We start from the raw sequence: 24,902 nt of genomic DNA, 5'->3' as shown, positions 1-24,902 counted from the left end.
AACCGTAAATGCTTCAATGGATCGCCGGGCCCGATCCCAAGCACGGCCCTCCGCGACGGCAATTCGGTCAGTACTCGACCGGCACAGGTTCGAGGCTGCGCCACATGTACCACGTGGCCACGGAGCGCCAGGGCTCCCAGTTGGCCGCCACTTCCCGCGCTTCGCTGCGCGTGACGGGCTCGCCGCTGAAATAGTTGACGCTAATGGCATTGATGAGCCCGACGTCATCGAGCGGCAGGACGTCCGGGCGCAACAGGTTGAACATCAGGAACATCTCGGCCGTCCAGCGCCCAATGCCGCGAATGCCGGTCAGCTCGGCAATGACAGCTTCGTCGTCCATGCTCGCCCAGGCGTCCACATGCAGCGCACCGGATTTGAAATGGGTGGCCAGATCGAGGATGTACTCGGCCTTGCGACGCGACAGTCCGCATCCGGCCAGCGCATCGTGCCCCGCCTTGATGAACTGCGACGGCGAAAGCCTGGGGCAGATCGCGACCACGCGATCCCACACCGCCTGCGCCGCTTTCACGGAAATCTGCTGGCCGACGATCGAACGCGCGAGCGTGACGAACGGCTCGCCGCGCCCGGTGAGATGCGCCGGGCCGAACTGGGGAATCAGTTTCTTGAGAATGCGGTCGCGCTTCATCAGATCGGCGCATGCCTGATCCCAGAAGCCGGGACGCGATGCGCCCGGCGCGACGGGCAATGGCACGACGCCCGTCACCGCCTGCTCGACCGCCTCGTGCTCGATAGACTCGATTTCGGGCGTGACGACACGGGTCTCGCCGTCTCGCTTGGCAATGACGCGGCGTGTCGTTGCCGCAGATGTCTCCGGCTTCGACGCCGTCTTGCGCGGCGCTTTCCCTCCGGCCTTCGGCGCTGTCTTCTTTACGGATTTCGTTGCTGTCCTTTCCGTCTTTGCCGCCCTGTCCGTCTTCTGAGCGGCCGCCTTGCGGGCGGTGCCCACCGGTGCGGCCGATCCCGCAGATGCCGCCGGCGCCTTCGCAGGCGCTTTGGCCGCCGCAGCCTTGCCGGCCGTCCGGGTTGCCGCCGTGTCCGGCGCAATCGACTTGCGCGCAGGCGTGCGGCGTACGGCGTCATCGGACGTCGACACCGACCTGGCCGCCCGCGTCACGCCTTTCGCGGCACGCGTGCCTGCCGGGGTCTTGGTCGCAACCTTCGCGGCTACGGATTTACGAGTCACCATGAGTTTCGCCTCGATGCGTCGCGCTCAGGCACGACGCCATTCGGTGGCGCCTCCGGGACGGTCTTCCAGCACGATGCCTTCGGACAGCAATTCGGCGCGAATGCGATCGGCTTCGGCGAAGTTGCGATCGCGTTTGGCCTGCGCGCGCGCTTCGATGCGCGCCTCGACCGACGCCCGCAACGCATCGCCGTTCCCCTCGGTGTCCGCACCCGCCGCCCCTTGCAGGAACGATTGCGGATCGCGGCCAAGCAAGCCGAGCGTGCCCGCAAGCCCCTGCAACTGACGCACCAGCACAGGGTCGCGCTGCTTGTTGATTTCGCCTGCCAGTTCGAACAGCACGGAGATCGCCACCGGCGTGTTGAAGTCGTCGTTCATGGCCGCCGCGAAGCGCTGCGCGAACGGCTCGTCCCAGTCGAGCGGCGCGCCGTCGCCAGCGGCATCCTTGAGCGCCGTGTAAAGGCGCGTGAGCCCGCCGCGCGCGTCGTCCAGGTGCGCGTCGCTGTAGTTGAGCGGACTGCGATACTGGGCGCGCAGAATGAAAAAGCGCACCACCTCGGCATCGAACTTCGCCAACACCTCGCGAATCGTGAAGAAGTTGCCGAGCGACTTGGACATCTTCTCGTTGTCCACGCGCACGAAGCCGTTGTGCATCCAGTAATTCACGAACGTCTCGCCCGTCGCCCCTTCGCTTTGCGCAATTTCGTTCTCATGATGCGGGAATTGCAGATCGGCGCCGCCGCCGTGAATGTCGAAGTGATTGCCGAGCAACTGGCAGCTCATGGCCGAGCACTCGATGTGCCAGCCCGGGCGGCCCGCCCCCCACGGGGACGCCCATTTCGATTCTTCCGGCTCGGTGTCCTTCGCCCGCTTCCACAGCACGAAATCGAGCGGATCCTGCTTGGCCGTGTTGGCCGCCACGCGCTCGCCCGCGCGCAGGTCCTCGATGGACTTGCCGGAAAGCCGGCCGTAGGTGGCGAACCTGCGCACGGCATAGTTCACGTCGCCGTCTTCGGCCTGATAGGCGTAGCCGTTGCGCTGCAACGTGCCGATCATGTCCACCATCTGCGGGATGAAATCCGTCGCGCGCGGCTCCTCGTCGGGACGCTGCACACCGAGCGCGTCGGCATCTTCATGCATGGCGGCAATGAAACGCGTGGTGAGCGCGCGCATCGTCTCGCCGTTCTCCACGGCACGCTTGATGATCTTGTCGTCGATATCCGTGATATTGCGCACGTACGTCACGCGATAGCCCAGCGTGCGCAACCAGCGCTGCACCATGTCGAACACCACCATCACGCGCGCATGACCGATGTGACAGTAGTCGTACACCGTCATCCCGCAGACATACATGCGGACTTCGCCAGGGACGAGGGGTACGAACGGCTGTTTATCTCGCGCGAGCGAGTTGTAGACACGGAGTGAATCCATAGATATGCGCTTGACCGGGCGGCAACAGCGCCGGACGCTGCGACGACATCCTCACGTGAAACGGGAGCGACATCGCGAGGCGGGCTGCGCGCCGTGCGGTAGAAAAAACGAACCCGCGAACCGCCTCCACCGCCACATCGAGAAATGGCGCGGGCCGGGCGCAGGTGTTTTGTTAGAATGCGGCCGAGTATAGCATCTCTTGCGCACCTCTCAGGTATCCCAAGCACCCACCATGACGCAACGAAGCCGGTCACTTTTGCACCCGTCCACGCGCCTTTGCTCGCGCCTCGCCTCCCGTCTCCGCCCGGTTCTCGCCGCTGCCGCCAACGCTCGTTCGCTAACGCGCGCATCGGTACTCGCGGGCGCCACGCTCGGCCTGGCAGGCGCGCTGTTCGCGCTGCCTGCCGGCGCGCAGGCCATTACCGATCCGCCCCCGCCCGCCCCGCTGCAAACGCCGCAACAGGCGAGCGAATCGGCCATCAACAAACTGGTCGCCGCCGGCAAGTTCGACGACGCCCTGACCAAGATCGACGCGCATCTGAAGCAGTACCCGCGCGACGCACAGGTGCGCTTCACGCACGGCCGCGTGCTCATGGAAATGGGCCGTAATGCGCAAGCCATCGACGTCTTCACGGCGCTCACGCAGGATTTTCCGGAATTGCCCGAACCGTTCAACAACCTCGCCGCGCTCTACGCGCAGGCGGGCGAGTACGACAAGGCGCGCGCCGCGCTCGAGAGCGCGATTCGCAACAACCCGGGTTTCGCGATCGCCTACTCGAATCTCGGCGACGTCTATGCCAAGCTCGCGCAACAGGCTTATCAGAAATCTCTGAAGCTCGCACCGACCGCTCGCGTATCGAATCGCGAGAAGACGTTGTCCAACATGCTGGCCCCGCAGCGCGCCGCACCGGTCAGCCAGGCACCGTCGCCCGCGAAGACGAACGAAGATGCCGAACTGAAAAACGTCGGCAAGTCGGGCAACTAAGCCCGGCGCTTCGACTCGAAGCGATTCCCCTTACGTCATGGAGACACGCATGTCCTTTCCGAATCGTCTGCGTCGCGCACTGCTCGGCTGTGCCGGCACCGTGATCGCCGCAGCCGCGCTGACGGGCACGAGCCTGCCGGCCTTCGCCCAGAATGCGCAACCGCGGGTGCAGTTCAAGACGTCGCTCGGCAACTTCGTGGTCGAACTCAACCCGAAGGCGGCGCCCCGGACGGTCGAGAACTTCCTGCAATACGTCAACGACGGTTTCTATAACGGCACAATCTTCCATCGCGTGATCAACCGCTTCATGATTCAGGGCGGCGGCTTCACCCCGGACATGGACCAGAAGCCCACGCGCGCCGCGATTCCCAGCGAATCGAAGAACGGCCTGAAGAACACGACCGGCACCATCGCGATGGCACGCACGTCGGACCCGAATTCGGCGACCGCGCAATTCTTCATCAATGTGAAGGATAATGCGTCACTGGATTACCCCAACCCGGACGGCTTCGGCTATACGGTATTCGGCAAGGTGGTGTCCGGCATGGACACCGTCGAGAAGATCAAGGGTGTGGCCACGACCCGCAAGGGCATGTACTCCGACGTGCCTGCCACCGCGGTCGTGATCGAATCGGCCAGCGTCGTCAAGCGCTGAAAATCCTCCGGCCCGCCGGGACCATTTCATTAGAAGGAAAGCATCATGGTTGAACTGCACACCAATCACGGCGTCATTCGCATCGAACTCGACGAAGCCAAGGCACCGAAGACGGTCGCCAACTTCCTCGACTACGTCAAGAAGGGCTTCTACGACGGCACGGTGTTCCACCGTGTCATCAACGGTTTCATGGTGCAAGGCGGCGGTTTCGAAGCCGGCATGAAGCAAAAGCCGACCGAAGCGCCGATCGAAAACGAAGCCAACAACGGCTTGAAGAACGACAAGTACACGCTGGCCATGGCGCGCACGAACGATCCGCATTCGGCCACGGCTCAGTTCTTCATCAACGTGAACGACAACGATTTCCTGAACCACAGCGCACCGACGCCGCAAGGCTGGGGTTACGCCGTGTTCGGCAAGGTCGTAGAAGGCCAAGAAGTGGTCGACGCGATCAAGGGCGTAAAGACGGGCTCGAAGGGCTTCCATCAGGACGTGCCCGTCGACGACGTCGTTATCGAGAAGGCCGTGATCGTCGCGTAAGCGCGCACACTGCGAACTGCGACACTCGATGCCAGTATCGACTGCGCGGTGCCCGCAATGCCCCGTGACACCACGGGGCGACGGGCCCGCGCTTTTCATTTCCGATCTTCACCTCTCGCCGGCGCTGCCGCGTACGGTGCAAGTCTTCGAAGACTTCCTGCGCGGTCCCGCGCGTGAAGCGTCCATTCTTTTCATTCTCGGCGATCTGTTCGAATACTGGATCGGCGACGACATGCTCGATGCCGATACGTGCAATGCCGCACGTGCGACATCGTCCGCCACCGAACCGCTCGGCGCCTTCGCACGCCGCATGACGGCCGCCATGGCAGCCCTGTCGGCCAGCGGCGTGCCCATCGCGGTGATGCGCGGCAACCGTGACTTCCTTCTGGGCAAGCGCTTCGCGCGCGCCGCCGGTGCCGTCATGCTCGACGATCCGTGCGTGTTCGCGTTCCTCGGACAGGCGCTCGTGCTCAGTCACGGCGATCAGCTGTGCACCGACGACGTGGGCTATCAGCGCTTTCGCCGCATTGCGCATTCGCCGCTCGGCAAGGCGCTTTTTCTGACACTGCCGCTGCGGGTGCGCATGGGCATCGCCGATCGCATCCGGCGGCGCAGCGCCGCCAAGGGCGCGCATCGCATGGCCTATGCCGACGCCAATGCCAGCGCGATCGCCGCGTTGCTCGATGCGGCCGGCGAGCGCACGCTCGTGCACGGCCACACGCACCGCCCTGCCCGTCACGTCGACGGCCGCCGTGTACGCTGGGTGCTGCCCGACTGGGAATTCGATGTGGATCCGCCGCGCGGCGGTTATCTGCAGTGGGATGCCCACGGACTGCGAGCCATCGACCTCTCGCCGTCGACACGCGCAGTCTGAAACGCGTGCGCCGCCATCGCACGCTCAAGGCAAAACGGTTCGCTCGAAAGCGAACCGTTTTCGCATGGTGCGACGTGTGTGCCGGTCACATGTCCTGAATTTCCTTGCCGAGCTTGCGCAGTTCGGCCGTATCGATCGTGCTTGCGCCAAGCGCTTCGAGATGCGCGCCGAGCTGATTGAGCGCCGCGACCATCACATCGATCTTGTGTGCCTGATCGGTCGCGTTTTCGATCAGACCGTGAATGGCGAGCGAGACCGGATCGTCGGCGTTCGGCGTAATGCCGTAAGCGGAGAATTCCGTCTTGCGCCCGTTCTCCGGCGACTTGGCATCGGCACCGTCGCGCGTCTTATCGGGACGAATGATGCGCGCCGGATTGCCCACGGCCGTGCCACCGGCCGGCACCGCCTTCACGACAACCGCATTCGATCCGATCTTCGCGCCCTCGCCCACCGTAAAGCCGCCGAGCACCTTCGCGCCCGCGCCAACGATCACGCCGGGCTCAAGCGTCGGGTGGCGCTTCGCACCGCGAGCGAGCGATGTGCCGCCAAGCGTGACGCCCTGATAGATCGTGCAGTCGTCGCCGATCACTGCCGTCTCGCCGATTACCACGCCCATGCCGTGGTCGATGAAAACGCGTCGCCCGAGTGTGGCGCCGGGGTGGATTTCAATGCCTGTGAGAAAACGGGCGTACTGCGAGACGTAGCGGCCGAGCCACTTGAAACCCGCCGTCCAGCAACGATGGGCCACGCGATGCAGCATCACGGCGTGCAGGCCGGGATAGCAGGTGAAGACCTCCCAGTTGCTGCGGGCGGCGGGATCCTTTTGCCGGATGGCGGCGATATCTTCGCGAAGACGAGTGAACATGAGCCTGGGTTCGGTCCTGTCGTGCGTCGTGCGGCCGTCTCAGGGCGGATCGACGCGAATTGGCATGGAGTGCGGGGCAGTGCGGGCCGAGGGCGGCCGACAGGCACTGCGAGGTGGCGGCACACGCCTGGGCGGCGCAGCGTCACGCAAGTCAGCGCGGGGCTAACAACAGTGAACGTGATAAGGCAGAGAAGCAGCGCAACGCTGGCGCAAACGGTTCATATCCGCGAGAGACTTATAAGCTTGTGACCGAGGATTGTATGAGATTTCCGCTCGGCGCGCTCCGGCATGCGCATGCGCCCGTACGTTCGTGACAGCGCGATCAGCGACGCATCCTGCGCTCGAGAATGTGCTTCGCGATGCCGCGCAGAATGTTGACTTCCTCGCGAGCCAGATGGCTCTTCGCGAACAGACGCCGCAAACGCGTCATCAGCTTTTTCGGATTGTCGGGGTCGAGAAAATCGAGATCGACGAGCGCACGTTCCAGATGCGCGAGCATGCCTTCGACGTCGTCGCGCGTCGCGAGCGCTTCGTGCTGGGCCGCGCCGGGGGACAGTACCGCTGGCGCCGTCGCCAGCGCGGCGCCGGGCGCGTGGCCACGCTCGTGCGCGAGACAGGCCATGCGCATCTCCCAGGCGATCAACTGCACCGCCTGCGAAAGATTGAGCGAGCTGTACTCGGGATTGGCCGGGATGTGCACGAGCGCGTTGCAACGCTCCACGTCCGCATTCGACAGGCCGGTGCGCTCGCTGCCGAAGACGAACGCCACGGCGTCGCCCTGCCCCGCATGCTCAACGGCAAGCGCCGCGCTCTCGCGGGGGTCGGCATTGGGCGGACCGTACTCGCGTGAACGGGCAGACAGCGCGACGGCCCAGCTCACGCCCTGCAAAGCCGCGTCGAGGTCGGGCAGGACCAGGGCATTCGCGAGCACGTCGTCGGCGCCGCTCGCCAGCGCGATGGCCTCCGGGTCGCGCAGAATGCCGGCCCCGGCGCGCGGTGCCGCGAGCACCAACCGCCCGAAGCCCATCGTCTTGATCGCCCGCGCGGCAGAACCGACGTTACCGGGATGGCTCGTCTCGTTGAGCACGAAACGCACGCGGCCGAAGATCGACGACGCACTGGACGATGCACCGGACGTGGCGCACGAGGCAGACGAGGAGGAAGCAGCAGACTGGGACATGAGACAGCGATGGCGGGCGGGCGACGAGAGGAGACGAAAAATCGGGATGGACGGCACACATGAGAACACCCCCGGGAACACGCACGGGAGCGTTCGGACGGCGAGCGCAAGGCCGCCGTGGCATTCGCGCCCTCGTGCGCCATCCCGCGTAATGCCGCTATTTTGCCTGATTCGACGGGCGGGAGGTGACGAAGGCGGACATCGCCCCGGATAGATGGGACCGGCCGTGGGGCCGACCATGGGGCCGACATATGCGAACCGAAAAAGGGTCAGAACACGCACGTTCCGAAGCGCGCCGTCGCCATTTTTGGTAGAATGCGCGTTTTCGTCCCCGCAAACGAGCCGCCATTCCGTGCGCGGCCCTTGCCGGGCATCGCTCTTGCTCAATTTGTTCGCTTTGTCTGCCACGCCTGCCGGCCGGCCCAACGGGGGTCGCGCGCTCCGCCGGCGATGGCCTTAACAGGAATCTGTCATGCAGCATCCCATGCTCAATATCGCGGTGAAAGCCGCGCGCCGCGCCGGCAGCATCATCAGCCGGGCCTCCCTCGACATCGATACCGTCAAGGTCAGCAAGAAACAGCACAACGACTTCGTGACGGAAGTGGACAAAGCGGCCGAGCAAGCGATCATTCAGGTTCTCCTCGAAGCCTATCCCGAGCACGCCATCCTCGCCGAAGAATCGGGCGAAGCGCACGGCAATTCGGACTCGGAATACCAGTGGATCATCGATCCGCTGGACGGCACCACCAACTTCATCCACGGCCTGCCCTACTACTGCACATCGATTGCGCTGTCGCACAAGGGCATTGTCTCGCAAGCGGTGATCTACGATCCGACCCGCAACGAGCTGTTCACCGCCTCGCGCGGCCGCGGCGCATTCCTTGACGGCAAGCGCATCCGCGTCTCGCGCCGCGACCGTCTCGCCGACGGTCTGATCGGTACGGGCTTCCCGTTCCGCGATCTGCAAGGCGTGGAAAATTATCTGAAGATGTTCGGCACGATGACCGAACACTGCGCGGGCATTCGCCGCCCCGGCGCTGCCGCACTGGACCTCGCGAACGTGGCCGCCGGTCGCATGGACGGCTTCTTCGAGCAAGGCCTGAACCCTTGGGACATGGCCGCCGGCAGCCTGCTGATTACCGAAGCCGGGGGGCTGGTCGGCAACTACACCGGCGAATCGGATTTCCTGTTCGAAGGCGAAATCCTCGCAGGCAACCCGAAGATCTACGCCCAGATGGTCAAGCTGCTCGAAGGCTACTCGCTCACGAAGCGTCCGGCCACGTCGTCCAGAGCAGGCGCGACCCTGTCGCTGAACACGGAAAGCAACCCGCCGGCATGAGGCCGCGCGGTGGGGCATCGTCAGCGGTGTCCCACGAAAAAACCCCGGCGATGCGCAAGCATGCCGGGGTTTTTTCGTATCGGGCGCCGCCACGGCGGCGCCAGGAACGACACAGCCGATGCCGTCAGGCGCTCAGACGCGCGAGCACCGTATCGCGGCCCAACAATTCGAGCACCGCGTCGATGGCCGGCGTATGCGTCGTGCCGACCACCAGCAGGCGTACCGGCATCGCCAGTTGGGGCATCTTCATGCCGTGCTGCGCGAGCGTCGCCTTGAATGCCGGCGAGATGGCTTCCTTCTTCCACTCGGGCAATGCCGCCAGGGCTGCGGCGAGATCCTTCACCGCCGCACGTGCCGCGTCCGTCATGTGTTGTGCCAGGTCGTCGGCCGACGGGGCCGGCTGACGGTAGAACATCTCGGCGCTCGCGGCGATGTCCCTGATCGTGTTCGCGCGATCCTTGAACAGGCCGACGACACCGGCCAGCGAAGGACCGCCGTCGATCGACACGCCCGCCTTTTGCAGGAACGGCTCGGTCAGACCGGCCAGACGCTCGTTATCGGCCTGCTTCAGATACTGGTTGTTGAGCCACTGAAGCTTTTCCGGATTGTGCTGTGCGGGCGACTTGCCCAGATGTTCCAGATCGAACCACGCGACGAACTGCTCGCGCGAGAACACTTCGGCATCGCCGTGCGCCCAGCCCAGACGCGCCAGATAGTTCACCACGGCTTCGGGCAGATAACCCTCTTCGCGGTACTGCACGACGCTCATCGCGCCATTGCGTTTGGACATCTTCTCGCCCTGGTCGTTGAGCACCGTGGGCAAATGGGCGTACACCGGCGGCCGCTTGCCGAGCGCTTCGAAGATGTTGATCTGACGCGGGGTGTTGTTCACATGGTCGTCGCCGCGAATCACATGCGTGATGTCCATGTCGATGTCGTCGACGACCACGCAGAAGTTATACGTCGGCGTGCCATCGGGGCGCGCGATCACCAGATCGTCGAGTTCGTCGTTCGAGATTTCGATGCGCCCCTTCACCGCGTCCTCCCAGACCACACTGCCGGAGAGCGGGTTCTTGAAGCGCAGCACCGGCTGCACGCCGGCCGGCGGTTCGGGCAGCACCTTGCCCGGCTCCGGACGCCAGCGGCCGTCGTAACGCGGCTTCTCGCCACGCGCGCGCTGCTGCTCGCGCAATTCGTCCAACGCTTCCATGCTCATGTAGCACGGGTACACGTGACCGCCCGCCTTCAGTTGCTCCAGCACTTCGCGATAGCGATCCATGCGCTGCATCTGATAGAACGGACCTTCGTCGTAATCCAGCCCGAGCCATTCCATGCCTTCCAGAATGACCTGCACGGCGGCTTCGGACGAACGTTCGAGATCGGTGTCTTCGATGCGCAGGATGAACGCGCCGTTGTTGTGACGCGCAAAGGCCCACGGATAGAGAGCGGAGCGGATGTTGCCCAGGTGGATGAAACCGGTCGGGCTAGGCGCAAAGCGGGTGCGGACAGTGGTCATGGTTTGGCTTCGGTGCATCGCGTCGGCGACAAACAAAAACGCCCGCGGCGGAGGGTCTCGCGCAGGCGGGTCGCCAACATTTGGAAGCCGTCATTATATCAGCCGAGTGCGTGCATTCGCGGCACAGTCCGAGATGGGCCTCGGAATTTCCTGCATCCTGCATCGGACGTCGCCCCCGCGCGTATCCGATGCAGGTTCCCACGCAGGAAAACGGCAGGACGGACGATCGGCCCCGTCCCGCCGGATTCGGCTCAGAGCTTGGCCAACGAAACTTCGGTGGCCTTGACCAGCGCCACGACTTCGGAGCCGATGTCCAGACGCAGTTCGTCGATGGAGCGCGTGGTGATGACCGACGTCACGATGCCGCTTGGCGTCTCGACGTCGACCTCCGAGAGCACGGGACCGCGCAGAATTTCGCGAATACGGCCCTTGAACTGGTTGCGCACGTTGATAGCAGTGATACCCATGGTGAACTCCTGTGTTCGGAAAAAATCGGTTCGGAAAAACGGTTCTGAATCGGCGGTTCCGATTCGTTGGTTCTACGCCATGCCGACGCGCATCACACCGCCCAGCGCACCGTCGCCGCTGGCCACAAGGGCTCCGGCGCGGGCACATGCGAAGACGGCGCCACTTCGGTCTGCAACACTCGCGCGAGCACCTGCGCTTCGAGCCCGGCGAACTCAGCGCTGCCGCGCGCTCGCGGGCGCGCCAGCGACACCGATTGATCGAGTCCCAGCCGCCCCTGCTCGATGAGCACGACGCGATCGGCCAGGGCCACGGCTTCCTGCACGTCGTGCGTGACGAGCAGCGCGGTGAAGCCGTGCGCGCGCCAGAGTCGCTCGATCAGCGCGTGCATTTCGATTCGGGTAAGCGCGTCGAGCGCTCCCAGCGGTTCGTCGAGCAGCAACAGGTCCGGCTGGTGCACCAGCGCGCGGGCCAACGCGACCCGTTGGCGCTGACCGCCCGAGAGCTGACTCGGCCAGTCGTTGACGCGCTCGGCAAGGCCGACTTCACGCAGCACTTCGAGCGCGCGCGCATGCGCGGACTTCGGCAGCCCGATCGCCACGTTCTCCAGCACCGTGCGCCACGGCAGCAACCGCGCATCCTGGAACATGATGCGCGTCGCGAGCTTGCCGGAGGTGCCGACGAGTGCATGACCGTCGAGCGTAATGCTGCCCGTGTCCGGCGTTTCGAGACCGGCGATCAGGCGCAGCAATGTCGACTTGCCGCAACCGCTGCGCCCCACGATGGCGGCGAATCCGCCGCGCGGAATCGTCAGCGAGAAATCCGACAGTACCGGGCGAGCGCCGTAGCGCTTGCCGACGGCTTCGATTCGCAAGCCAGGCGGGAGCGCGGCCGCTTCAGTCACTACGATTGCCGAGGTCGCGGCATGCGGGTTACTCGACGGGCGTACCACTTTTAGATTCGTCCCAGCCGCCGTACGCGGCGCGGCGGCATCAACGCCGAGTGGCAGTTGCGTGCCGTACGGGTCGGGCTGCGGGTCGAGCGACAGTCTTTGCGTGCCGACCGTCGCGCGTTGCTCTGCCGTCCATTCGGCTTCGATGTCAGCGCCCGCGACCGGGGCGAGTTGTTGTGCGCTCATGCGGCGGCTCCTCGTTGAAAGGCCGGATGCCAGCGCAACCAGAGAAATTCCAGTTCCTTGGCCAGCACGTCGGCCAGCTTGCCCAGCAACGCATACAGCAAGATCCCCACGAGCACGATGTCGGTTTGCAGAAACTCCCGGGCGTTCATCGTCAGATAGCCGATTCCCGATTGCGCCGAGATGGTCTCCGCCACGATCAGCGTGACCCACATCAGCCCCAGCGAGAAGCGCACACCCACCAGAATCGACGGCAGCGCCCCCGGCAGGATGACGTCGCGGTACAGCGCCCATCCGCGCAGACCATAGCTGCGCGCCATCTCCACCAGCGCCGGATCCACGGCGCGGATGCCCGCGTAAGTGTTCAGATACATCGGGAAAAACACACCGATCGAGACGAGGAACAGCTTGGCTTTCTCGTCGATGCCGAACCACAGGATCACGAGCGGAATCAGCGCCAGATGCGGAATGTTGCGCAGCATCTGGAACGACGAATCGAGGGCCGTCTCCGCCACACGCGACAGACCGGTCAGCATGCCGAGCAGCAATCCGAGGCCGCCGCCGATGACGAAGCCGATCACGGCGCGCCCGGTCGACACGCCGATGTCGCGCCAGATTTGCCCCGTGATCGCCAGTTGCCACGCGGCGTCGACAACGGCAGACGGCGCCGGCAGCACGCGCGTGGAAAGCCAGCCCGCTTCTGCCGCGAGTTGCCAGAGCGCCACCAGCGCAATCGGCACCACCCACGGCGCGAGGCGTCGCACGAACGTGCGCCGGTAGCGTTGCAGCGTGCCGGCCGAAGCGCTGCTGCCCGTGGCAGCGCCGGTCAATGTCGTTGAAGTGAGTTGCGTCATGCGAATTTCCCCTCGGGGCACCACGGTGATGCGGCCCCGTTTGTGTTGCGTTCAAGGTGAAGTCGTCAGGATGTTGTCCGCCGCTCAGCTTTGCGACGCCTGCGGTACGATGTTGTTGGCCATCACCTCGCCGATGGGACCGGACAGCGAGACCTTGCCGTGCCCCCCGAGCTTTTCGCGCACGCGCCGCGGCAGATGCGGAAACACCAGTTCCGCAAAGCGATATGCCTCTTCGAGGTGCGGGTAGCCCGACAGAATGAAGGTGTCGATGCCCAGATCCGCGTACTCGCGAAGGCGCGCCGCCACGCTCGGACCGTCGCCCACGAGCGCCGTGCCTGCCCCACCGCGTACCAGCCCCACGCCTGCCCACAGGTTCGGGGCAATGACGAGCCTGTCGCGGCGTCCGCCATGCAGCGCCGCCATGCGTCGCTGCCCTTCCGAATCCATCTTGGCGAACTGGGCCTGAACGCGCGCGATGGTCTCGTCGTCGAGCTTGCTGATAAGCGAATCGGCCGCGCGCCAGGCCTCGTCTTCCGTCTCGCGAACGATCACATGCAAACGCAGACCGAAGCGCAACGTGCGACCGAGTTTTGCCGCACGTGTGCGCACGTCCGCAATCTTTTCGGCCACGTCGGCGAGCGGCTCGCCCCACGTGAGGTAGACGTCGAGCTGTTCTGCCGCGATCTGGCGTGCCACGTCCGACGAACCGCCGAAGTACAGCGGCGGATACGGCGTCTGCACCGGCGGGAAAAACAGCTTCGCGCCGGTCGCACGCAGATGCTCGCCCTCGAAATCGACGCTCTCGCCGGTATGCGATTTTCCGAAGATCTCGCGCCAGATGCGCAGGAATTCGTCGGTCACGGCGTAGCGTTCGGCGTGATCGGCGAAGAAGCCGTCGCCTTCGAGCTCACCGGCATCGCCGCCGGTCACGACGTTGATCAGCAACCTGCCCCCCGACAGGCGATCGAACGTCGAAGCCATGCGCGCCGTCAGCGCGGGCGAGGCAATGCCTGGGCGGATGGCGACGAGGAACTTCAGGTTGCGCGTCGCACCGATCAGGCTCGATGCGGTGACCCAGGCGTCCTCGCAGGAACGACCGGTCGGCAGTAGCACGCCCTCGTAGCCGAGCGAGTCGACCGCACTTGCGATCTGACGCGCGTAGTCGAAATCGAACACGCGCCCGCCGTCGGACGTGCCGAGATAACGGGTGTCGCCATGCGTCGGAATGAACCAGAAGACTTGCATACGCGCTCCGGCGATCAGGCAGCGAGCGTGGCGCGGTTCGCGCTACGTGCGTTAGGTTCATTAGGCCCATTAAGCCCGCCAGGTCCGTTTCCGTTCGGTGCGCCCGGTGCACGACTTGAGTCGTGAATCCCCCCGGCCGCCCTCGCCGGCCACTGACGAATCACCTCGCGCTCATGCAGCCATTGCGAGAGCTGATCGACGTTCGCACCGAGCCGGTCGGCGATGGCCGCGTCGAGCGCGGCTCCTTCTTCCTTCGGCACCTGCTGATCGACAGCGAAGACCCCGCGCAGAATGTGTTGCGCACCGAGCGCGGAGAGCACCGGCTTGAGGGCGTAGTCGAGCGCGAGCAGATGGGCGGGGCTGCCGCCCGTGGCGAAAGGCGCGACGAGTTTCCCGGCAAGACCGTCCTGAGGCAAAACGTCGAGGAATGCCTTGAGCAGCCCGCTGTAGGCAGCCTTGTAGACAGGCGTGGCCACGACTACCGCCTGCGCACCAGCCACTTGCGCCAGTGCGTAACGCAGATCGTCATGCGACGCATCGGCCGCGAGCAGCGCAGCAGGCGAGAGCGCGCGAACGTCGATGCGGCGGACCTCGATACCGGCTCCGACCAGTTCGGATTCGACGAAACGCAGCAGCCGGGCGCTGCGCGAGGCGGCCGACGGGCTGCCCGAGATCGTAACGGCGTATGTCATACTTCCCTGCCAAAGACGGGCCGCAGGCCCTGAGAAATCGAAGCGCACCGTGCCCGCAGCGAGCTTGTCTGCCCTGCGTCTGCGATGCCGGCCGGATCATTCCGGCCACTGGAGAACCAGTGTATCGACCCGCTTCGCACGGCCGAACCAATCAATCCGGGATAGCTTTGCGCGTTTTTTCATAACCTGAAGTCATGCACCTTTCGCACCTTATTCCAGGAAAGGGGGATGACGGCCGGCTTCCCCGTTTTTCTTGACGATTGCACCGCCCCTGCCCGTTTAACTTCGTCTCATGGCCACTCCCCCCCGCATCCTCGAATTGCGCGAATACCGCACGACCGACAGCACCGATACGCACGACTTCCATCAGGTCGTGATCGGGTTGTCCGGACGGATGTCGCTCTCGCTCGACGGCAACGCCATGCAGTCGGGCCGCGTCGGCGCGCGCAACGGCGTGGTGATCCCGGCGGGCGTGCGGCACGACTACCGCGGGGACGGGCCGAACCGGCAGGTCGTACTCGACGTCCCTTCGCGCGTTGCACGCGAGACGGGCACCGAACGCGCGTTCGCGCACGAGGCATTTTTCGCGCTCGATGCCACGCTGCTGGCGCTCGCCCACCGGGTCAGTCACAGCGTCGATGCGGGACATCCGCTCGATGCAGACGATCCTGTCGTGCGCGACTGGCTTCGGGCGCTGATGGCGCGACTGGCGCCGGCGCGTCACGCCTCGCGCACCTTGCGGCTGGATCTCGCCCGGATCGACGCGCGGCTGCAAGCCGATCTGGCCACCCCGCCGGACACCGCGACACTCGCTCACGAAGCCGGCATGAGCGTTCGTCATTTTCACGACTGCTTCGTGGCGATGACGGGCGAGACGCCGCACCGGTATCTCATGCGCCTGCGGCTCGCGCGGGCGGCATCGCTGCTGTTGGCGCACGACACGCCGCTCGCCGAGATCGCGCTCGACGTCGGCTTCAACGATCAGAGCGCGCTTACCCATGCCTTCCGGCAGCACTACGGGCTCACGCCCGCGGTCTGGCGGCGCGAGCGTGCCGCCAGACCGGCCGAAGCGCGCATGGGCCACGCAAGCAACGGCGACATTCGCGCCGTCGGAATTTCGCCGCCGAGGCAGGACGACTGACGCTCGGGCCCTTCGCACACGCACGATTTCCCGCCTGCCGGATTTCACAAGCCGCACGGCCTCGCCACCCGCTAAGCTGCTCGCGATCATCCATCGACGAGACAACGGAGCAAGTCATGACGGACACCGTCAACCATGCCGACGCGGCACCCCCTATCGAATGGCACGACTTCGAGAAGATCGAACTGCGCGTGGGCACGATCGTGGCGGCCCGCGCCAACGAGAAGGCGAAGAAGCCGGCCTACGTACTGGAAGTCGATCTCGGCGAGCGGGGTGTGAAGACGTCGAGCGCCCAGATCACCGTCCATTACACGCCCCAGGGCCTCGTGGGACGTCAGGTGCTGTGCGTGTGCAACTTCGCACCGAAACGCATTGCGGGCGTCGTCTCGGAAGTGCTGGTGACCGGATTTGCCGACGCCGACGGCGCGATCGTTCTGGCTGGCGTGGAGCGCCCGGTGCCAAACGGTGCTCGCCTGTACTGAGCGCCCGCGGGGAGTTCCTGAGAAATATCGGAATACCGATCGGCATTCGTCCCAAAATTTCGACATCACGACACCAATTCCGCATTCCCCGGTCGAACCGCTGCCGCTAAGCCTGAGATCCCGGCCATTCCAGTCTTCGTGTCCTTCGTAGCCTTCATGGCCTAGGCCAGCGGACGATTATCGACAGGCACGCCTCGACGTGCCAGCAGCATTGGGGGATGTTCATCGTGAAATCGCTTCTTTACCGCCTTGGCATCGGACTGGGCGGCCTCACTGTGTTCTGGGCGCTGGGCATGCTCAGCGCGCGCGAATACGGCAAGAGCGCGGCAATCATGGCGACCGCGCTGCCGGGTCTGGCCGGGTTGTGTCTGCTGCTGCGCGCACGGCCCGGGTGGCTCAGCGCGACCACGCTCGGCGTGATCGCTGTCTTCTTCCTCGACGCCGCGACCAAAGGCTTCCTGCGCGACTACTTCGGTTTGCGCCCGAATCATCTGCTCGTGTTGCAGGCGGTGTTCAACACGAATCCGTCCGAGGCCGGGGAGTTCTTCCGGCACAACTGGCGCGACGTCGCCGAGGCCGGTGCCGCGTTTGCGATCCTCATGACGGCGGCCGGCCTGCTGGAGCACCGGCTCTCGCGCGCCGAAGCGTTGCATCCCCTGCCGCCGCTGCGCCGCCGCAGCAAGCTCGCCATCGTGACGTTCTTCACCGGTTTTCTCGCGCTGCATCTGAACCCGACAATGGCCAAGGAGAACCCGCTGCTCTATTGGCCGATCCGCTACCTCGACTACAAGGGACAGGTGGCGCACGCCGACAGGTTGCAGCGCGAACTCGATCGCAACATGGCCGCGCGGGCCGAATGGCAGGTGCGCTATCGCGGGCCGGAGCGCAAGACAGTCGTGTGGATCATCGGCGAGAGCCTGAATCGCAACAACATGTCGATCTACGGTTATGCGCGCAATACCACACCGATGCTCGGCTCCCTGCGCGACGAACTGATGGTGTTTCGCGACGTGGTGTCGTCCGAACCGGCAACGATGGCATCGCTCATGAAAATGCTCACGCCCGCAAGCCTCGACGATCCCGATGCATGGACACGTCAGCCCGATCTCGTGATGCTCGCCAGGGAAGCCGGATACCGCACGTACTGGATCTCGAACCAGGTGCCCAACGACGGCTGGCTGGGACTGGTCGCCAATCGCGCCGACGAGCGCGTTTTCATCAACAAGGGCTACGGTCGCGGGGAGAATAATTTCGACGGGAATCTGCTGCCGGACGTCGAAGCCGCACTCGCCGGCGACGCCCCGCGCAAGCTCATCGTCGTGCATCTGCTGGGCGCGCATCCGACCTACGATATGCGTTACCCCGACGAATTCGCCCGCTTCGACAACACCGACGACGACGTCATGGCGGACCTCGAAGCGCAGGGACGCTCGTTATGGGTACGCCGTCCGCGCAACGACTACGACAATGCCATGGCGTATAACGATTACGTCGTCTCCAGTCTGATCCGCAAAACGATGGCGGCGACGGCAAAGTCCGACGCCGCACTGTTGTTCAGCTCCGATCACGCGCAGGAAGTCGGCCATACCCGCAATCACACGGGGCAATCGGTGTCGGACGCCTCCGGCTACGAAATACCGATGCTGGTCTGGAGGCGCAATGCGCCCGGCGCCGAGGCGCGTGCCGCGCTCGAAGCACGTCCGTATCAGACCGATCGTCTCGAGCACACCATGCTCGGGTTGCTCGACATCGATACGCCGTACTACAACGCCGCGCACGACCTGCTCAGCGATGCGTTCACCCCGGCACCGCGCCGCATCAACGGTGCGCCCTACGTGCCCGCTGCGGCGCCGCCGGCACCGGTGTCCGCCGAGGCCGGCTGAGATCATCGCCCGCTCCCAGGCGGCGCGGCTAGCGTCGCTCGACGCCGCACGCGAGAGTTGAGGCGCATGCCGAGCGGCATAACGGGGCCGATGCGGACTCGCATCGGGCCCCGCGCCCGTCGGCACATGCCACTCGCTCCCCTTACCGCGGTACCGATTTACCGCACTATCGCCCTGCTGCCTTCGGCGTGAACCGCCTGGTCGTCGTCGCTGTACGAAAACTGTGCCCGTCCCCCCTTCGCGGGGGGCAGCGACAGGCGAACGATCGGAATCGCCTGCCCGAACATGTCGAAGTATTTCTGCTGATCGATGCGCGCACCGGCGAGTCCCGCAGCATTGCCTTCGCCATAGAAGAACGCAAGTATTGGCAGATCCTTTCCGGTACCGGGCTGCCATGTGGCGAGCCGCAGTTCATCCCATTGTATCCACGCCCAGTCGGGGATCATCGCTCTGGCGAGAATCACCTGCATGAACCGGTCCGCCTGATCCTTTGCGTTCGGACGAATATTGAAGCCGCACGTCTGTGCCATCTTGTCGAACGCGGCGTCCCACATCGCGAACCATTGCGCGGCGGTCGTAATGCCCTGTATGTCACAGGGCCGGCTTACGTCGGGATACGACGGTATGATGCCGCACCCCTGCTCGTCTCTCATGTAGGTGAGGCCGTCGTTGGGAAATGCGCACAGCACATCGATCTTGCCGTTTTTGTCCGGCGGCGTATGCAGCTTCGGATAGAAGATGAATCCACTAGTACGGTCGACCGGAATCAGCGAGAAATTGGTGTCCTGACGAAGCCAGGAGAAGGATGTGCCGCCACTCGTGATCGACGATGGACTCGGGTCCCACGCAATGCCGTCGGGCGTGTTCTCCGTCGCGCGGATCAGGACGCCACTGCACAGCACGGCGGGAAGGTTGGCCTCCCCGCAATCCTTGGCCGTCGAGTTGTAATGGCGATATAGCTCGACGATCGTCTCGAGCCCACGCTGATGAAGGCTCTTAATATCACGTGGTGCCGAAGCGAGCGACGACTGACCTGGGGACCCCGTCTGCATGGGCAGCGAGGTGCACGCACACAACAGCGACACGAGCACCACGACGATGCTCCATTGATGAAGGTGCGGATGACGCATGACGCGGTCTCCTCTTCGATATGCGGGTCACACGGGGTGCCCGATATGAGGAGATTTGCAGCAAGCGTTACGCGCAACGACTGTCAACGTTGACAGTTGTTGCGCGTGAGGATTGCCGGGAATGCTGAACGGAATGCCGGGGTTTGAGGGCGGTCGCCATCGGCGCGGACCTTACTGGCCCAGCACCGCCTTCAACGCGTCCGTCAACGCCATGCACTCGTCGTTCGTGCCCACCGTAATGCGCAGGAACTGCGCGATGCGCGCATGCCCGAAGTGACGCACGATGATCGATCGTTCGCGAAGGGCGGCGGCCAATCGCGCGGCATCGTGCGACGCGTGACGCACGAACACGAAGTTCGCCTTCGACGGCAGCACCTCGAAGCCAAGGGCTTCGAGTCGCGCCGTCAACGCGTCGCGACTTGCCATCACGGCCCGGCGCGTCTCGTCGAAATACGCTTCGTCCTCGATGGCCGCCACGCCCGCGGCCTGCGCGAGACGGTCCAGCGGGTACGAGTTGAAGCTGTTCTTCACGCGCTCCAGCGCTTCGATCAGATCCGTATGCCCGATGGCGAAACCCAGGCGCAACCCGGCGAGCGAGCGTGATTTCGATAGCGTTTGCACCACCAGAAGATTTGGATACTTCGCGATCAGCCCGGCAGCCGTCTCGCCGCCGAAGTCGATATACGCTTCGTCGATCACGACGACCGAATCCGGATTGCCCGCGAGCAAGCGCTCGATCTCGCCCGACGCCAGCACACGTCCCGTCGGTGCGTTCGGATTCGGGAAGATGATGCCGCCGTTCGGCTTGAGGTAGGCGTCGACGTCGATCTCGAACGTATCCGTGAGCGGCACATTCTCGAACGCCACACCATACAGTCCGCAATACACGGGGTAGAAGCTGTACGTGATGTCCGGATACAGAATTGGCCTGTCGTGTTTGAGCAGCCCCTGGAACACGTTCGCCAGCACTTCGTCCGAGCCGTTGCCCACGTGCACGTTGGCGGGTTCCAGACCGAAGCGCGTGGCAATCGCCTGCTTGAAGCAACGCGCGTCCGGGTCCGGATAGCGTTTGAGCGCATCGGCGTCGCCACCGAGGGCTTCGCGAATGGCGGCGAGCACGCGCGGCGACGGACCGTACGGATTCTCGTTGGTGTTGAGTTTGATGAGCCGCTGCATTTGCGGCTGCTCACCGGGCACGTAGGGCGTGAGATCGGCAACGCCCGCACTCCAGAACTTGCTCATGACATCCCTTGCTAACGAGTCGACTCAGTTCACGAAACCGCGTGCCAGATCGGCCTGAATGTCGGCCGGCGACTCCAGACCGACGGCCAGACGGATCAACCCTTCCGTGATGCCCGCAGCCGCGCGGGCCTCGGGCGTGATGCGGCCATGCGTCGTGCTTGCCGGGTGCGTGATGGTCGTACGCGTGTCGCCGAGGTTACCGGTAATCGAGCACACGCGCGTGTTGTCGATCACGCGCCAGGCGTTCTCGCGCTGCTCGGCGGGCGTCGCGCCCTTGAGTTCGAACGCGACGATCGCCCCACCCGACTTCTGCTGACGCTTCGCCAATTCGTATTGCGGATGCGAGGGCAATCCCGGATAGAACACACGACCGACCTGCGGCTGCTGCTCCAGCCACCGGGCGGTCTCGAGCGCGTTGGCCGATTGCTTTTCGACACGCAGCGAGAGCGTCTCCAGGCCCTTGAGCAACACCCACGCGTTGAACGCCGAGAGCGTCGGGCCGGCGCTGCGCACGAACGTGAAGATCTTGCCCATGATGAAATCTTTCTTGCCGACGATGGCGCCGCCCAGCACACGGCCCTGACCGTCGAGATACTTCGTCGCGGAGTGCACTACCACGTCCGCACCGTACTCGATCGGACGCTGCAATACCGGCGTACAGAAACAGTTGTCGACCACGAACAGCGCTCCGGCCTCCTTCGCGATCTTGCCGATGGCCTCGATGTCGGCGATGTCGGTCAGCGGATTGGACGGCGTTTCGAGGAAGAACATCTTCGTGTTCGGACGGATCGCGGCGCGCCACGCGTCGAGGTCGGTTGGATCGACAAAGGTCGTCTCGACACCGAAGCGGCTGAAGATCGTCGAGAAGACGTTCAGCGTCGAGCCGAAGATGCTTTGCGAGCTCACGAGGTGATCGCCGGCCGACAGGGCCGTCATCACGACCGAGACGATGGCGCTCATGCCCGACGCCGTCGCCATGCATGCCTCACCACCTTCGAGCGCCGCCAGACGATCCTGGAACATCGATACGGTCGGATTGGTGAACCGCGAGTAAGTGAAGCCCTCTTCCGAATGCGCGAAACGCTCGGCCGCTTCGGCCGCACTCTTGAAGACGAAGCTCGAGGTCAGGTACAGCGCCTCGGAGTGTTCACCAAACTCGGAGCGCTGCGTGCCCGCGCGCACCGCCAGGGTATCGAAGTCGAAGGAATCCATCGTGTGTCTCGTCATTGGGTCGGCTCGCTCGCCGGCCAAAAAAGAAAAGCCCGTTTCGCTTGTCAGCAAAACGGGCTCGAAATCCATCTGTCTAGGCCTCGCTTTAGCTGTTTCGGGGAGATTCCCCCACGTCCGCAAGCTGAAATCAAATCGACGTGTGAAGCAGTGTAGCACGTTGGCGGCGGAGAAGGAAAACCCCCGCCTTGCAACAGGGTTGCCCCGGCTGCCCGGGGCGGACGACAGGGTCAATCGCGACTCGGGGCCGGCCCTTTACAACGTTCGGATCAAAGCCCCAGTTGCACACCGCGTGGCTCGTTTTCATCGCCTTCGCCGGATTCCACGACCGGCGCCTTCGGCGCCTTGCGCTGCTGCTCCAGGCGGTTCAGGTACTCGGGCGTCACGTCGCCGGTGATGTAGTGGCCGTCGAAGCATGACGCGTCGAAGTCCGACAGCGCCGGATTGATGTCGCGCACCGCCGCCTTCATGTCTTCGACGTCCTGATAAATCAGTTCGTCGGCGCCGATGATGCGCGCGACTTCCTCGTCGCTGCGGTCATGCGCCACCAGTTCGCTGCGTGTCGGCATGTCGATGCCGTACACGTTCGGGAATTTCACCGGCGGCGCCGCCGAGGCGAAGATCACCTTGCGGGCACCGGCGTCACGCGCCATCTGCACGATTTCCTGGCTGGTCGTACCGCGCACGATCGAATCGTCCACGATCAGCACATTCTTGTCCTTGAACTCGACACGCATGGCGTTGAGCTTCTGGCGCACCGACTTCTTGCGCATCGCCTGGCCGGGCATGATGAAGGTACGGCCGACGTAGCGGTTCTTGAAGAAGCCTTCGCGGTAGTTCAGGCCCAGACGCTTCGCCACCTGCATGGCCGCCGGACGGCTGGAGTCCGGAATCGGCATGACGACGTCGATGTCCTTGTAGTTGACGATCTCGCGGCTGATCTTCTCGGCGAGGTAATCCCCCATGCGCAGGCGGGCGTCGTAGACCGGCACACCGTCGAGTACCGAATCCGGACGCGCCAGGTACACGAGTTCGAAAATGCACGGATGCATCGAAGACACCGCCGAGCATTGCTGCGAGGTCAGTTTGCCGTCGTTGCTGATGAAGATCGCCTCGCCCGGCTTGACGTCGCGCTCGAACGCGAAGCCCATGCCTTCGAGCGCCACCGATTCGGACGCCACCATCCACTCCGTGCCGTTCGGGCCGTCGAAACGGCCGATACACAGCGGACGGATGCCGTTCGGATCGCGAAACGCGAGCAGACCGAAGCCGGAAATGATCGAGACGATGGCGTACGAGCCGCGCAGACGGCCATGCACCTTGCCCACCGCCTGGAACAGCGACGCGACGGACAGACCGTCGCGCGAGCTTTCCTGCAACTCGTGGGCGAGCACGTTGAGCAGGACTTCGGAATCGGAGGTCGTGTTGATGTGACGGCGGTCGACGCGGAACATCTCGTCCTTGAGCTGTTCCCAGTTCGTCAGGTTGCCGTTGTGGGCAAGCACGATGCCGTACGGAGCGTTCACGTAGAACGGCTGCGCCTGAGCGGCGCTCGACGAACCTGCCGTCGGGTAGCGCACCTGGCCAATGCCCACAGTGCCCGGCAAGTCACGCATATTGCGCGTGCGGAACACGTCGCGCACCATGCCGTTGCCCTTGTGCATGTAGAAGGACTGGCCATCCGTCGTCGCGATACCGGCGGCGTCCTGGCCGCGGTGCTGCAAGAGCAGCAGGCTATCGTAGATGAATTGGTTGACCGGAGATTTGGAGACTACACCGACGATGCCACACATGGCATGAATCCTTCAAAAAACATCGAAATCTGCATCAAACGGACTGTATTATCCGTCATTCGGAAACCTTGTGCAGGCCGGTCGATGGGGTGGGCGAACCGCCCGGTCCGCCGCTGCGCATTCCCCATCCCTGCTGCGAGACACCCACTCCCTCACCTGCCGCCTGCGCCCCCAGCCCCGTGCCGTTGGTGTCGCGCAGCGCGCCACCCCCCATCAGGTTCGACAAGCGCGCCGATACGGCCTTCGTTGCGGTATTCGCGGTATTCGCCATGTTCGCCGCATTCCGGACGTCGTTCGCCCCTTCGCTCACCACTTCGCTCACCGCCGCCCCGGCCATGCCGCTCGTGGCACCGCCGATGGCATCGCCGTGACTGCCCGAGGAACGTTGCGCGCCGTCGCGCGGCACACCACTGTGCCCGCCCGAGTCCGGCGACCCGCGGTAGGGTTCCAATTGTGGCAAGGGAAGGGTTGTCCCCATCGGGTTGACGTTGGGCACAGCGGTCTCGGGCTTGCGCAGGTAATGCCGCACTGCCTCGGGCAGATACGGCATCAGGCGCTCGAGCCCCGCCTCTACCCACGGGCGCGTCACCGACTGCTGCCACACGGGCTGTTGCGGCAACGCCGTTAACTTGGCGGCGACCATCAATAACATCAAGAGCAGAACGCCGCGAACGATGCCGAACAGCATACCGAGCCCGCGATCGGCCGGACGCAACCCGATCAGATCGGTCATACGCCCCACCAGCGCGCTGACGATACCGGCACCGAACACCACGGCCACCAGCACCAGCAGGAAACCCAGCGCGCCCTGCGTCAGTTCGCCACCGGGCAGGTCGGCGGGCAACCAGTGTGCCACGCTCGGGCCGAACGCACGCGCCACGAAGAACGCCACCACCCAGCCCACCAGATTGAACAGTTCACGCACCAGCCCGCGCAGCATGCCCAGCAACATCGATCCGAGCAGGATGGCGATGGCCGCGTAGTCGACCACGGTCAGCAGACCGCCATGCACCGTATCGCCCAA

The 24,902-nt window shown here is 64.5% G+C and carries 23 protein-coding genes; 8 read left to right on the top strand and 15 right to left on the bottom strand.

Features of this window, described 5'->3' with window-relative positions; all coding sequences use genetic code 11:
• Positions 1 to 67 precede the first annotated feature (67 nt).
• Both AB870_RS08680 and cysS read right to left on the bottom strand, forming a co-directional pair.
• Complete coding sequence (locus AB870_RS08680) at positions 68 to 1,207, bottom strand: DNA-3-methyladenine glycosylase family protein (RefSeq protein ID WP_047907691.1); 1,140 nt, start codon at positions 1,205 to 1,207, stop codon at positions 68 to 70.
• Between the two features lie 24 nt (positions 1,208 to 1,231).
• Positions 1,232 to 2,635, bottom strand: a complete 1,404-nt coding sequence (cysS, locus tag AB870_RS08675; RefSeq protein WP_047907690.1) for a cysteine--tRNA ligase — start codon at positions 2,633 to 2,635, stop codon at positions 1,232 to 1,234.
• Positions 2,636 to 2,867: 232 nt separating this feature from the next.
• Here cysS and AB870_RS08670 point away from each other — a divergent pair, with 232 nt between their 5' ends.
• The 4 genes from AB870_RS08670 to AB870_RS08655 all read left to right on the top strand — a co-directional run bounded on the left by AB870_RS08670 (position 2,868) and on the right by AB870_RS08655 (position 5,689).
• Positions 2,868 to 3,620, top strand: a complete 753-nt coding sequence (locus AB870_RS08670) for a tetratricopeptide repeat protein (protein WP_053059635.1) — start codon at positions 2,868 to 2,870, stop codon at positions 3,618 to 3,620.
• A 67-nt stretch (positions 3,621 to 3,687) separates the two neighbouring features.
• Entirely contained in the window at positions 3,688 to 4,275 is a 588-nt protein-coding gene (locus tag AB870_RS08665) for a peptidylprolyl isomerase (RefSeq protein WP_418304001.1), read from the top strand.
• Between the two features lie 45 nt (positions 4,276 to 4,320).
• The gene (locus AB870_RS08660) at positions 4,321 to 4,815 is read left to right on the top strand and encodes a peptidylprolyl isomerase (RefSeq protein WP_047907689.1); all 495 of its coding nucleotides are present in this window, start codon (positions 4,321 to 4,323) and stop codon (positions 4,813 to 4,815) included.
• Between the two features lie 64 nt (positions 4,816 to 4,879).
• Positions 4,880 to 5,689, top strand: coding sequence for a UDP-2,3-diacylglucosamine diphosphatase (locus tag AB870_RS08655; protein ID WP_053059634.1), 810 nt, complete (start codon positions 4,880 to 4,882; stop codon positions 5,687 to 5,689).
• A gap of 85 nt (positions 5,690 to 5,774) precedes the next feature.
• On the opposite strand, the gene cysE is transcribed toward AB870_RS08655, so the two are convergent.
• On the bottom strand, positions 5,775 to 6,554 hold the full coding sequence (cysE, locus tag AB870_RS08650) for a serine O-acetyltransferase (RefSeq protein ID WP_047907687.1): 780 nt from the start codon (positions 6,552 to 6,554) through the stop codon (positions 5,775 to 5,777).
• 322 nt (positions 6,555 to 6,876) lie between these two features.
• Complete coding sequence (locus AB870_RS08645) at positions 6,877 to 7,734, bottom strand: RNA methyltransferase (protein ID WP_084663472.1); 858 nt, start codon at positions 7,732 to 7,734, stop codon at positions 6,877 to 6,879.
• A gap of 472 nt (positions 7,735 to 8,206) precedes the next feature.
• Here AB870_RS08645 and AB870_RS08640 point away from each other — a divergent pair, with 472 nt between their 5' ends.
• On the top strand, positions 8,207 to 9,073 hold the full coding sequence (locus AB870_RS08640) for an inositol monophosphatase family protein (RefSeq protein ID WP_047907686.1): 867 nt from the start codon (positions 8,207 to 8,209) through the stop codon (positions 9,071 to 9,073).
• A gap of 124 nt (positions 9,074 to 9,197) precedes the next feature.
• On the opposite strand, the gene gltX is transcribed toward AB870_RS08640, so the two are convergent.
• From gltX to ssuE, 6 genes are all read right to left on the bottom strand, one after another.
• Positions 9,198 to 10,589: a glutamate--tRNA ligase gene (gene gltX / locus AB870_RS08635; RefSeq protein WP_047907685.1), complete on the bottom strand. Its 1,392-nt coding sequence runs from the start codon at positions 10,587 to 10,589 to the stop codon at positions 9,198 to 9,200.
• 251 nt (positions 10,590 to 10,840) lie between these two features.
• Positions 10,841 to 11,056, bottom strand: a complete 216-nt coding sequence (locus AB870_RS08630) for a TOBE domain-containing protein (RefSeq protein ID WP_039399140.1) — start codon at positions 11,054 to 11,056, stop codon at positions 10,841 to 10,843.
• A 92-nt stretch (positions 11,057 to 11,148) separates the two neighbouring features.
• Positions 11,149 to 12,192 (bottom strand): ATP-binding cassette domain-containing protein, encoded by a 1,044-nt coding sequence (locus AB870_RS08625; RefSeq protein WP_084663470.1) that lies wholly within the window; start codon positions 12,190 to 12,192, stop codon positions 11,149 to 11,151.
• Positions 12,189 to 13,043: an aliphatic sulfonate ABC transporter permease SsuC gene (gene ssuC / locus AB870_RS08620; protein WP_084663468.1), complete on the bottom strand. Its 855-nt coding sequence runs from the start codon at positions 13,041 to 13,043 to the stop codon at positions 12,189 to 12,191. The genes AB870_RS08625 and ssuC overlap by 4 nt, the downstream gene beginning before the upstream one ends.
• Positions 13,044 to 13,127: 84 nt before the next feature.
• Positions 13,128 to 14,288, bottom strand: a complete 1,161-nt coding sequence (gene ssuD / locus AB870_RS08615; RefSeq protein ID WP_047907684.1) for an FMNH2-dependent alkanesulfonate monooxygenase — start codon at positions 14,286 to 14,288, stop codon at positions 13,128 to 13,130.
• Positions 14,289 to 14,302: 14 nt separating this feature from the next.
• On the bottom strand, positions 14,303 to 14,980 hold the full coding sequence (gene ssuE, locus AB870_RS08610; protein WP_064674801.1) for an NADPH-dependent FMN reductase: 678 nt from the start codon (positions 14,978 to 14,980) through the stop codon (positions 14,303 to 14,305).
• A gap of 292 nt (positions 14,981 to 15,272) precedes the next feature.
• On the opposite strand from ssuE, the gene AB870_RS08605 reads away from it, so the two are divergent.
• From AB870_RS08605 to AB870_RS08595, 3 genes are all read left to right on the top strand, one after another.
• A complete protein-coding gene (locus AB870_RS08605) occupies positions 15,273 to 16,121 on the top strand; it encodes a helix-turn-helix domain-containing protein (RefSeq protein WP_053059633.1) in 849 nt (282 codons plus the stop codon).
• A 116-nt stretch (positions 16,122 to 16,237) separates the two neighbouring features.
• A complete protein-coding gene (locus tag AB870_RS08600) occupies positions 16,238 to 16,603 on the top strand; it encodes a tRNA-binding protein (protein ID WP_047907683.1) in 366 nt (121 codons plus the stop codon).
• A 227-nt stretch (positions 16,604 to 16,830) separates the two neighbouring features.
• A complete protein-coding gene (locus AB870_RS08595) occupies positions 16,831 to 18,486 on the top strand; it encodes a phosphoethanolamine transferase (protein ID WP_157112277.1) in 1,656 nt (551 codons plus the stop codon).
• A gap of 158 nt (positions 18,487 to 18,644) precedes the next feature.
• Here the strand turns inward: AB870_RS08595 and AB870_RS08590 are convergent, their stop codons facing one another.
• The 5 genes from AB870_RS08590 to AB870_RS08570 form a co-directional block, all read right to left on the bottom strand.
• On the bottom strand, positions 18,645 to 19,616 hold the full coding sequence (locus AB870_RS08590) for a hypothetical protein (RefSeq protein ID WP_053059632.1): 972 nt from the start codon (positions 19,614 to 19,616) through the stop codon (positions 18,645 to 18,647).
• Between the two features lie 171 nt (positions 19,617 to 19,787).
• Positions 19,788 to 20,858, bottom strand: a complete 1,071-nt coding sequence (gene hisC, locus AB870_RS08585; RefSeq protein ID WP_047907681.1) for a histidinol-phosphate transaminase — start codon at positions 20,856 to 20,858, stop codon at positions 19,788 to 19,790.
• A 24-nt stretch (positions 20,859 to 20,882) separates the two neighbouring features.
• Entirely contained in the window at positions 20,883 to 22,070 is a 1,188-nt protein-coding gene (locus AB870_RS08580) for an O-succinylhomoserine sulfhydrylase (protein WP_047908985.1), read from the bottom strand.
• 284 nt (positions 22,071 to 22,354) lie between these two features.
• Positions 22,355 to 23,878 (bottom strand): amidophosphoribosyltransferase, encoded by a 1,524-nt coding sequence (gene purF, locus AB870_RS08575; RefSeq protein WP_047907680.1) that lies wholly within the window; start codon positions 23,876 to 23,878, stop codon positions 22,355 to 22,357.
• A 55-nt stretch (positions 23,879 to 23,933) separates the two neighbouring features.
• On the bottom strand, positions 23,934 to 24,902 hold the full coding sequence (locus AB870_RS08570) for a CvpA family protein (RefSeq protein WP_053059631.1): 969 nt from the start codon (positions 24,900 to 24,902) through the stop codon (positions 23,934 to 23,936).

This window comes from Pandoraea faecigallinarum (assembly GCF_001029105.3).
Taxonomy (GTDB): Bacteria; Pseudomonadota; Gammaproteobacteria; order Burkholderiales; family Burkholderiaceae; genus Pandoraea; species Pandoraea faecigallinarum.
The sequence above is the reverse complement of the archived record's forward strand: the minus strand, read 5'-3'. Positions and strand labels throughout refer to the sequence as shown.

What these genes read in the sequence shown, in the direction of transcription:
- AB870_RS08670 (WP_053059635.1), top strand. Translation starts at nt 2,868, where the DNA reads ATGACGCAACGAAGCCGGTCACTTTTGCACCCGTCCACGCGCCTTTGC.
- cysE (WP_047907687.1), bottom strand. Translation starts at nt 6,554, where the DNA reads ATGTTCACTCGTCTTCGCGAAGATATCGCCGCCATCCGGCAAAAGGAT.
- cysS (WP_047907690.1), bottom strand. Translation starts at nt 2,635, where the DNA reads ATGGATTCACTCCGTGTCTACAACTCGCTCGCGCGAGATAAACAGCCG.
- AB870_RS08600 (WP_047907683.1), top strand. Translation starts at nt 16,238, where the DNA reads ATGACGGACACCGTCAACCATGCCGACGCGGCACCCCCTATCGAATGG.
- AB870_RS08590 (WP_053059632.1), bottom strand. Translation starts at nt 19,616, where the DNA reads ATGCGTCATCCGCACCTTCATCAATGGAGCATCGTCGTGGTGCTCGTG.
- AB870_RS08625 (WP_084663470.1), bottom strand. Translation starts at nt 12,192, where the DNA reads ATGAGCGCACAACAACTCGCCCCGGTCGCGGGCGCTGACATCGAAGCC.
- ssuE (WP_064674801.1), bottom strand. Translation starts at nt 14,980, where the DNA reads ATGACATACGCCGTTACGATCTCGGGCAGCCCGTCGGCCGCCTCGCGC.
- AB870_RS08580 (WP_047908985.1), bottom strand. Translation starts at nt 22,070, where the DNA reads ATGGATTCCTTCGACTTCGATACCCTGGCGGTGCGCGCGGGCACGCAG.
- ssuC (WP_084663468.1), bottom strand. Translation starts at nt 13,043, where the DNA reads ATGACGCAACTCACTTCAACGACATTGACCGGCGCTGCCACGGGCAGC.
- hisC (WP_047907681.1), bottom strand. Translation starts at nt 20,858, where the DNA reads ATGAGCAAGTTCTGGAGTGCGGGCGTTGCCGATCTCACGCCCTACGTG.
- ssuD (WP_047907684.1), bottom strand. Translation starts at nt 14,288, where the DNA reads ATGCAAGTCTTCTGGTTCATTCCGACGCATGGCGACACCCGTTATCTC.
- AB870_RS08640 (WP_047907686.1), top strand. Translation starts at nt 8,207, where the DNA reads ATGCAGCATCCCATGCTCAATATCGCGGTGAAAGCCGCGCGCCGCGCC.
- AB870_RS08680 (WP_047907691.1), bottom strand. Translation starts at nt 1,207, where the DNA reads ATGGTGACTCGTAAATCCGTAGCCGCGAAGGTTGCGACCAAGACCCCG.
- AB870_RS08660 (WP_047907689.1), top strand. Translation starts at nt 4,321, where the DNA reads ATGGTTGAACTGCACACCAATCACGGCGTCATTCGCATCGAACTCGAC.
- AB870_RS08630 (WP_039399140.1), bottom strand. Translation starts at nt 11,056, where the DNA reads ATGGGTATCACTGCTATCAACGTGCGCAACCAGTTCAAGGGCCGTATT.
- AB870_RS08605 (WP_053059633.1), top strand. Translation starts at nt 15,273, where the DNA reads ATGGCCACTCCCCCCCGCATCCTCGAATTGCGCGAATACCGCACGACC.
- gltX (WP_047907685.1), bottom strand. Translation starts at nt 10,589, where the DNA reads ATGACCACTGTCCGCACCCGCTTTGCGCCTAGCCCGACCGGTTTCATC.
- purF (WP_047907680.1), bottom strand. Translation starts at nt 23,878, where the DNA reads ATGTGTGGCATCGTCGGTGTAGTCTCCAAATCTCCGGTCAACCAATTC.
- AB870_RS08645 (WP_084663472.1), bottom strand. Translation starts at nt 7,734, where the DNA reads ATGTCCCAGTCTGCTGCTTCCTCCTCGTCTGCCTCGTGCGCCACGTCC.